Origin of the sequence: Polaromonas sp., from assembly GCF_049790275.1 — a bacterium.
Taxonomy (GTDB): Bacteria; Pseudomonadota; Gammaproteobacteria; order Burkholderiales; family Burkholderiaceae_C; genus Polaromonas.
In genome coordinates this window covers 1-7,523 of record NZ_JBAQYR010000079.1, presented here as the reverse complement: position 1 = coordinate 7,523, position 7,523 = coordinate 1, and the positions used below count along the sequence as shown (strand labels likewise).

The window sequence follows — 7,523 nt, the reverse complement described above, 5'->3', positions numbered from 1 at the left end:
GGCCATGACCGGCGGCGCAGGCGGCTGCGGCTCGACCACACCGGTGGGTGCTTTCGGTGTGGGCACAGGGTCGGGAATGGCAACCGGCATGGGTGGGGGCGGCAGCTTGGGTGTTTTAGGTGCGGGTTTGGGCGGCGGAGGCGGTGGTGGCGGGGCCACCTTGGGCGGCTCGATCTCGATGATGTGCGTCAGTATTTCAGCCGGCACAACGTGCTGGACAGCGCGGCGCAGCAGGCCGTTCTGCATCGCCCACAGCACGGCCACGTGGAAAACAACCACGCTGACGGCAATGACAATGTTGCGGCTGATCGGCAAGCGCACGGATGTAGTCAGGAGTCCAGGGGCGTTGGAGCCCGGAATGGCAGGAGCGTTCATCGGAAGTCTAGTGGATGCAGGAGTAGGAACGCGTATGCAGGGAGAGGGTGCGCTAGCGGCGGAAGATCCACCAGAGCGGGCTGACGGCGAAGATCAGGCTGCCGGCGAGGGTTGCAAAAAGGGTGATTGAAGATTCCATGCGCTGCCTTCCAGGGGGTTGGTGGCGAGCTTGATGTGGGCTGTCGGGCAGGTGCCACTGCACTGCGCGACCACATCACGGGCACACCCTTCGCACTGGCCGCACTGGGTGGCAACCCCGAGTTCGAACTGGATTTCGTCAAAGCCCAGGCCGGCCCGCGCATGACGGGCAATTTCACGGTCGGAGATTCGGCGGCAGACACAGACGATCATGGGATTGGCTTGCTGGTGGTTAAATCGATGACCTAAGTATAAATGCGAATCTGTCGCATTTGCAATCATTCTCTTCTTTTATCCACGAAGTCCTGCGACATTTCTGAGGATTTGCAGTACAAAATGGTGCTGCTCCTTGTCAGCATTGCTCCGTCAGCTATCAATAAAGGAGCGTTTGAAGCAGACCGGAGCGTCGCGTGCAAGGCCATGTGCAGCGAAGGGAGAAAGGTGAAACGAAAGAGGGAGGAAGAGGGGTTCAGACCTCGGCCCACATCCTCAGCAGGTTGTGGTAACAGCCGGTCAGACTGACCACTTCCGGGCTTTCGGCGGCCCCCACAGGCTTGTCCGCTGCCTGCTGCAGCTCCTTCCGGCGCAGGGCCGTGATGGCCATGTCCATGTCGTACAGCAGGCGGCGCTGGGCATCCTGCCGGACCATGCTTTCAATCCAGAAAAAGCAGGCCAGGCGTTCCCCGCGCGTCACTGGCTCTACACGATGCACCGAGCTGCCCGGGTACATCACGAGGTCGCCCGCCTCGAACTTGATACGCTGCTCGCCATAGGTGTCCTGCACCACCAGTTCGCCACCGTCGTAGCTGGCCGGGTCGCTGAGAAACAGCGTGCAGGAGATATCGGTGCGCACATGCCGCGCGCTGGCGGCATGGGTGCGCACGGCGTTGTCGATGTGGTCGCCGAAGTGGTTGCTCTCGCCGCCATAACGGTTGAACAGCGGGGGGTAAACCGATTTGGGCAAAGCTCCGGTCACAAACATCGGGTTGCGCGCGAGCGCCACCGACACCATTTGCCGTGCCCGCTGCGCGGCGGGCAACTCTTCGGGCAACTGGCGGTTGTTCTTGACGCCGGCGCTCTGGCTGCCGGCCGTGACGCGGCCATCGGTCCAGTCGGCGGCAAGAATGAGCTGTCGGACCTGTGCAAGTTCATCTGGCTGGAGGGCTTGAGGAATGCGAAGCAGCATGGCAGTGATATCCAAAGGGAACCGGGCCGTCCACCGGTGGCGGACTGCCCGAAGTTTAAGCGCCCTTGAACGGTGCGGCGCTCAGAATTTGCTTGTCAGCGTGACTCGCACTGCGCGTGCGTCACCCGGCGCCGCAAAACCGCGGTACAGGGTGTTGTAGTAGACCTTGTCAAACAGGTTGTCGATGTTGAGTTTGACAGTGTTGCCGGCGTTGATGCGGTACTCCACCAATGCGTCGGCCTTGACATAGCCGGGCGCCCGGTTGTCGGTGGTCACGCTATTGGCTGGTTTGTTCTGGCTCACGGCGGTGAGGCCGCCGCCTACGCGCCACTTGCTGTCCACACGGTAGGTGGTGAACAAGGTGGCCTGGCGGCTCGGGCTCAACCCCGGGTTCTGGCCGACCTCGGCCTGGCCGGCAGCGTTCGAGCCGGACTTGTCGATCACGGCTTTCAAAAAGCCGATGCCCGCAAAAACGTCCCACTGCGGTGTGATGCGGCCGGCGATCTCGAACTCCAGCGCGTCTGTGTGGCGTTGGCCCGAGAGCAGGTAGGAGTTGTTGGCGGTGTCGATGTCGGTGTTGCGCTCGTTGTACTTGTCAGTCCGGGCAAGCGCGGTGCGCAGCGACAGGTCGCCGCCATAGAGCTCCCATTTAGCGCCGATTTCCATGTTGCGGCTGCTTTCGGGCGGCGTGTTGGCGGAGCGCGGGTCGTACTGGTAGAGGTCGCCCGAGGTGTTGAACGAGGTGCCCCAGGCCGCGTAGTAGCTGGCTTCCTCGGTTGGCTGGTACATCAGGCCCAGGCGCTTGCTCAGCAGGCTGTCCGAGCGCGACAGCGGGGTGTTGTTGGGGGCCGTGTTGCCCGAGCGGTCGAAGTCCCCCCGGAACTGGTCCACACGCAGCCCGCCCACCAGCTTCCACTGGGGTGTCAGTTCAATCGTGTCCTGCATGTACAGGCCCAGCGTGGTCGCCTTGAAGGACGTGGCCACGCGCTCGGTCAGGTTGCCGCTGATGCCGGTGCTGTCCGGGTTGCCTGCGGTGGTGGGCGGTTTGGCTGTGACCAGCGACGGATAGGTCGAACGGCTGGAGTTCTCCACCGCGTATTCGGCGCCCAGCAAAATGCTGTTCTTGCGGCCAAACCATGAGGTTGTGGTCAGGTAGTCACTTTGCAGGAAAGTGTGGTGTTCTTCCCCGGCCTTGGCGTTGGTGCGCCGGTTCACCACGGTGTTGTCATTGATATTGGCCACCGTGGTGCCGGCCGCGAAGCTCGATTGCGTGGCCCACATGGAGCGTGAATAGTAGCCGTCGCGCACGGTTGTCTTCAGGCTGCTGCCGTCACTCCAGCGATGGGTGTGCGACAGGGTCAGCGCATCGGCCTTGTCTTTCTGGAAGTCACTGTCCAGGCCGTACCAATAGCGGTTGGTGGGCGCCGGAGCCGGACGGTTGTTGAGCCAGGCAAAGCCCCAGTCGGGTTTGTCGTCGTAGTTCAGATGGTAGTAGCTGATCTCGAACTCGTTGGCGGTGCCTATGCCGAGACGGTAGTCCAGCGCCAGGCCGCGGCGATGGGTCGAGGCGCCGGCATTGTCGCCGCGGCCCTCGCCGTCGGTGGCCATGGCGTTGATGCGCAGGGCGGCGTCGCCCTCGAGCTTGAAATTGAAGTCACCCTGGTAGCGCTGGTAGCCATCGGTGCCGACCGTGGCATTGACCTCGTGCTCGGTGATCATGCGTGCCTGCTTGCTGACCTGGTTGATCACGCCACCGGTGGAGCCGCGGCCGAACAGCATGGACGCTGCGCCGCGCAGCACTTCCACGCGGTCCACGTTGAAAAGGTCGCGGTTGTACTGCGCAATGTCGCGCATGCCATCCTGGTAGATGTCGCCGGCCGCGCTGAAGCCGCGCAGACGGATGTTGTCGCCGACGCGCCCGCCCTCGCCGGCCTCGAAGGTGATGCCGACCACGTTTTCCAGCGCGCCCTTGAAGCTGTCCTTGCCCTGGTCATGGATCAGTTTTTCATTGACTACGGTCAGTGATTGCGGAATGTCCTTGGCGGGCACCGGCACCTTGCCGACGCTGGTGATGCCGCTCTGGTAGGTTTGGGCGGCACGGTCGCGTGGGGCGATCACGGTCACGGGGGTAAGTGTGTTGTTGGGGGTCGATGCGGCCGCCGGCGCATCTGCGGTGCTGCCTGGCGGGGTCTGGGCCCAGCCGGCCATGGAAACGGCGAGCATCAGCGCGCCCAGGGGCAGCACTGCTTTTTCGGACGAAGGCAAGGCGCTGGATGCGCCGGTCGCGGCAGACGCGAGAGGCGCACAGGCGCGGATACGGGATGGTTTATTGCGCGCGGCGCGCGTCTTGGGATTGGAAAAGTGTGCCAAGTGGCCTCCAGGCAGGGACCCGCCGGATCGGCGTGGAATGGTTTGAGTCGTTGGCTGGGCTCGGCAGTTCTTGGCGAATGCGAGCTGGCTGGTCGGGCGTCGCCGCGAGTGTATATCAAATGATAACGATTCGTAATAACTTGCTAACGAAAAATTCCGCTTTCTTTGCCGCGGTGCCCACGCGTGGCGAAAAGGGAACGGGAAAGCGGGCGCCTGATCTTGCCGGGACCCCGCGAGGGCGCCGAAGGCGGCGGCGTTGCGGGGCTTCTTCAGCGGCGCCGGAACAGCTCGATCTTGTGCTCCTGCACTGCCTGCGCCGGCCTGGAGTCATTGCTGCCGCAGCTGCTGCAGCCCGAGCCGCAACCGGACGGCTGCTGCACCAGCGCCTGCAGGCGCTGGTATGTTTTCAGGCGCGGAAACCGGGATATCAGCGCCGCCGCTGCGTATCGCTTCAGGCCGGCCGGCAGCAGGCGCCAGAGGGAATATGCCGTGCACAGCGCCACCACGGCATAAACCAGCAGGGCTTGCAGGAACTGGGGCATCATGCGCTCAGCGCCAGCACGGCGCGGTAGGTGACAAAGGACGCGGCGTAGGCCAGTGCAAACAGGTAGGCCGCCATCAGCAGCGGGTAGCGCCAGGAGTTGGTTTCGCGCTTGACCACGGCCAGGGTCGAGATGCACTGCGGCGCAAACACATACCAGGCCAGCAGCGAATAAGCCGTTGCGAGGGACCAGCTCTGCGCAATCAGCGGGCTCAGGGCTTCGGCTGCATCGTCACCGGCCGCGGAGAGCGAATACACCGTGCCGAGCGCACCGACCGCGACTTCACGCGCGGCCATACCGGGCACCAGGGCGATCGAGATCTGCCAGTTGAAACCGATGGGCGCAAACAGCACCTCGAGCGCTTTGCCTATCATGCCGGCGAAGCTGTACTGGATGGCTGCGCCTGTGGCACCGTCAGGCGGACCGGGGAAAGTCGAGAGAAACCACAGCACCACCATCAGCGAAAAAATGATGGTGCCGACGCGATGCATGAAAATTTCCACGCGCTGCCACAGGCCCAGCAGCAGGTTGCGCAGATTCGGCACGCGGTAGGGCGGCAGCTCCAGCATCAGCGGCTGGTAACTGCTTTTGGCCCAAGTGCGCTTGAAGACCCAGGCGACCGCCATGGCCGACACGATGCCCATCACATACAGCGCAAACAGCGTCAGGCCTTGCAGATTGAAGATGCCGACCGTGCGGTCCGGAATGAAGGCGCCAATCAGCAGCGCGTACAGCGGCAGCCGCGCCGAGCAGGTCATCAGCGGCGCGATCATGATGGTGGCGAGCCGGTCGCGCCAGTGCGGGATGGTGCGCGTGGCCATGATGCCGGGAATCGCACAGGCAAAACTCGACAGCAGCGGAATGAAGGCGCGGCCCGACAGGCCGACCTTGCCCATCACGTTGTCGAGCAGAAAGGCAGCGCGCGGCAGGTAGCCCGAGTCTTCCAGCAGCAGGATGAAGAAAAACAGGATCACGATCTGCGGCAGGAAAACCAGCACGCCGCCGACGCCGGCGATGATGCCGTCCACCAGCAGGCTTTGCAGCAGGCCGGGCGCCATATGCTCCTGGATCAGCGTACCGGTCCAGGCGACGCCCTCCTTGATCAGGTCCATCGGCAAATTCGCCCAGGCAAACACCGCCTGGAAGATCAGGAACAGCACGGTGGCCAGCAGAAGCAGGCCAAGCACCGGGTGCATCACCAGTGTGTCAACACGGTGGTTGAAACGTTTGACCTGGCCGGCGTTGGGCACGGCCACGGCCAGGATGGCCCGGACCTGCGCCTGCAGCGCAGTGGGGTCCTGCATTTCATCTGCTATTGTTTTGCTAGCTGCTTGCGCTTGCTGCGTAAGGGCTAGAGGCACAAAAGACTCATTATTTTCGGCAGAAAAGGCCTGTTGGGCGGCTTGCAACAGGGCCTCGCGCCCGCTTGCGCCGGCCTTGCCGCGCCAGGCGGCAAACCAGGGGTTGTGCACGGCCACGGTTTCCACCACCGGCATGCCGAGTTCTGCGGAGAGCCTGGCCAGGTCGATCTGCAGGCCGCGTGCGCGTGCGACGTCCATCATGTTGAGCGCCAGCACCATGGGCCGGCCCAGCGCGCGCAGCTGTAGCACCAGGCGCAAATTCATGCGCAGGTTGGTGGCATCGACCACCGCGATGATGCCGTCGGGCCGGCTTTCGCCTTCGCGCAGGCCCATCACCACGTCATGCGTGACGGCTTCGTCGGTGGTCGCCGGGTTCAGGCTGTAGGCGCCCGGCAGATCCATCACCGCCAGTTCGCGGCCGTCGGGCAGGCGGGTGCGGCCCTCCTTGCGCTCGACGGTGACGCCGGCATAGTTGGCGACTTTCTGGCGCGCGCCGGTCAGCAGGTTGAACAGCGCGGTCTTGCCGCAGTTCGGGTTGCCGACGAGGGCGATGCGCAGTGGTGCCGCTATAGCAGTGGAAGCTGCGGCGTTCATGCCTTCACCTGGATGCAGCTGGCTTCATGGTGGCGCAGCGCAAACACCGTGTCGCCGACCTGCACCGCGATCGGCTCGCGTCCGCCCGGGCCGCGCTGCAGCACGCTGATGGTTTCGCCGGCCATGAAACCCAGCTCGGCCAGGCGCTGCAATACCTTCGATTGCGCATCGCCGTCCCTGGCTTCCCTCAGGCTGGTGATGGTGGTCACCTGGTGGGGAGGCAGATCGACCAGGGACAAGGTAGCCGCAGCCATGGCAGGGGCGGAAAAAATGGAGGTCGTGGCGAGGGTCATGGGCTGGATGTGGGTCTGTCAGGCGGTCGGTGGCACAGAGAGGAGGGTGTTTGCAGCGCCATTCTTTATGAGAATCATTATTATTTACATCTTATCGCAATCCTGCAGGACCGCCATGTTTTCGCCGGACGGCAAGTGTGGCTGCCCTCAGGAAAAAGAGGCGTGTATCCCAGGGCCGGCAATGTTCATGGGTGGGGGTTGAAACAGCGAAAAAGCCGGGCCCGCAGCCAGCGGGGACGCCACGTGAGGGTCAGGGCAATGCTCATCGCCGCGGCGCAGACCAGCACCACCCACAACAGGCTGCCGAAGCCGGCGCCTTCCGCGGCAATGCAGATGGGCAGGCCGAGACCGATGGCCGTGAAACCTGTTGCCCGTTGCGCCCGCAGGGCAGGCGCCGGACGGGCATGGTGTCCGAACACACGTTCCACATGGCGCTCCTGGCTCAGGGCCAGCAAGGCAAATCCCCACAGGGCCAGCCCGCAGGTGGTGAGTGTCAGCAGCAGGTCACGCACGGCTGATGCCCTTGGCGGTGCCCAGGGTGTCTTGCGCCGCGGCTGGCGCAGGTGGTGCGGGCTGTGGACGGGCGGCTTGGCGCCCCAAGTGCCGGGCCGTGCCGGCTGCCCCGCCTGCGAGGACGAGCAGCAGCAGGTCCATGCCCGCTATG

At 64.0% G+C, this 7,523-nt stretch carries 7 protein-coding genes and 1 pseudogene; all 8 read right to left on the bottom strand.

Annotated elements, in window-relative coordinates; genetic code table 11:
* Positions 1–375 (bottom strand): annotated as a pseudogene (locus tag WA904_RS10705) (energy transducer TonB); the annotation flags it as partial.
* 93 nt (positions 376–468) lie between these two features.
* Positions 469–726 carry a (2Fe-2S)-binding protein gene (locus WA904_RS10700; protein WP_425197109.1) on the bottom strand — a complete coding sequence of 86 codons (258 nt, stop codon included), beginning with the start codon at positions 724–726 and terminating at the stop codon, positions 469–471.
* Between the two features lie 256 nt (positions 727–982).
* The gene (locus tag WA904_RS10695) at positions 983–1,699 is read right to left on the bottom strand and encodes a Fe2+-dependent dioxygenase (RefSeq protein WP_425197108.1); all 717 of its coding nucleotides are present in this window, start codon (positions 1,697–1,699) and stop codon (positions 983–985) included.
* Positions 1,700–1,780: 81 nt separating this feature from the next.
* On the bottom strand, positions 1,781–4,069 hold the full coding sequence (locus tag WA904_RS10690; protein ID WP_425197107.1) for a TonB-dependent receptor: 2,289 nt from the start codon (positions 4,067–4,069) through the stop codon (positions 1,781–1,783).
* A 269-nt stretch (positions 4,070–4,338) separates the two neighbouring features.
* Entirely contained in the window at positions 4,339–4,614 is a 276-nt protein-coding gene (locus WA904_RS10685) for a DUF6587 family protein (protein ID WP_425197106.1), read from the bottom strand.
* Entirely contained in the window at positions 4,611–6,566 is a 1,956-nt protein-coding gene (feoB, locus tag WA904_RS10680; RefSeq protein WP_425197105.1) for a ferrous iron transport protein B, read from the bottom strand. Before feoB ends, WA904_RS10685 begins: the two co-directional genes overlap by 4 nt.
* A complete protein-coding gene (locus WA904_RS10675; protein ID WP_425197104.1) occupies positions 6,563–6,859 on the bottom strand; it encodes a FeoA family protein in 297 nt (98 codons plus the stop codon). The genes feoB and WA904_RS10675 overlap by 4 nt, the downstream gene beginning before the upstream one ends.
* Before the next feature lie 185 nt (positions 6,860–7,044).
* Positions 7,045–7,371, bottom strand: a complete 327-nt coding sequence (locus WA904_RS10670; protein ID WP_425197103.1) for a DUF3325 domain-containing protein — start codon at positions 7,369–7,371, stop codon at positions 7,045–7,047.
* Positions 7,372–7,523: the final 152 nt, after the last annotated feature.

Bases quoted from the DNA above. Each gene is read 5' to 3' on its own strand.
- WA904_RS10685 (WP_425197106.1), bottom strand. From the start codon at position 4,614: ATGATGCCCCAGTTCCTGCAAGCCCTGCTGGTTTATGCCGTGGTGGCG.
- WA904_RS10695 (WP_425197108.1), bottom strand. From the start codon at position 1,699: ATGCTGCTTCGCATTCCTCAAGCCCTCCAGCCAGATGAACTTGCACAG.
- WA904_RS10700 (WP_425197109.1), bottom strand. From the start codon at position 726: ATGATCGTCTGTGTCTGCCGCCGAATCTCCGACCGTGAAATTGCCCGT.
- WA904_RS10675 (WP_425197104.1), bottom strand. From the start codon at position 6,859: ATGACCCTCGCCACGACCTCCATTTTTTCCGCCCCTGCCATGGCTGCG.
- feoB (WP_425197105.1), bottom strand. From the start codon at position 6,566: ATGAACGCCGCAGCTTCCACTGCTATAGCGGCACCACTGCGCATCGCC.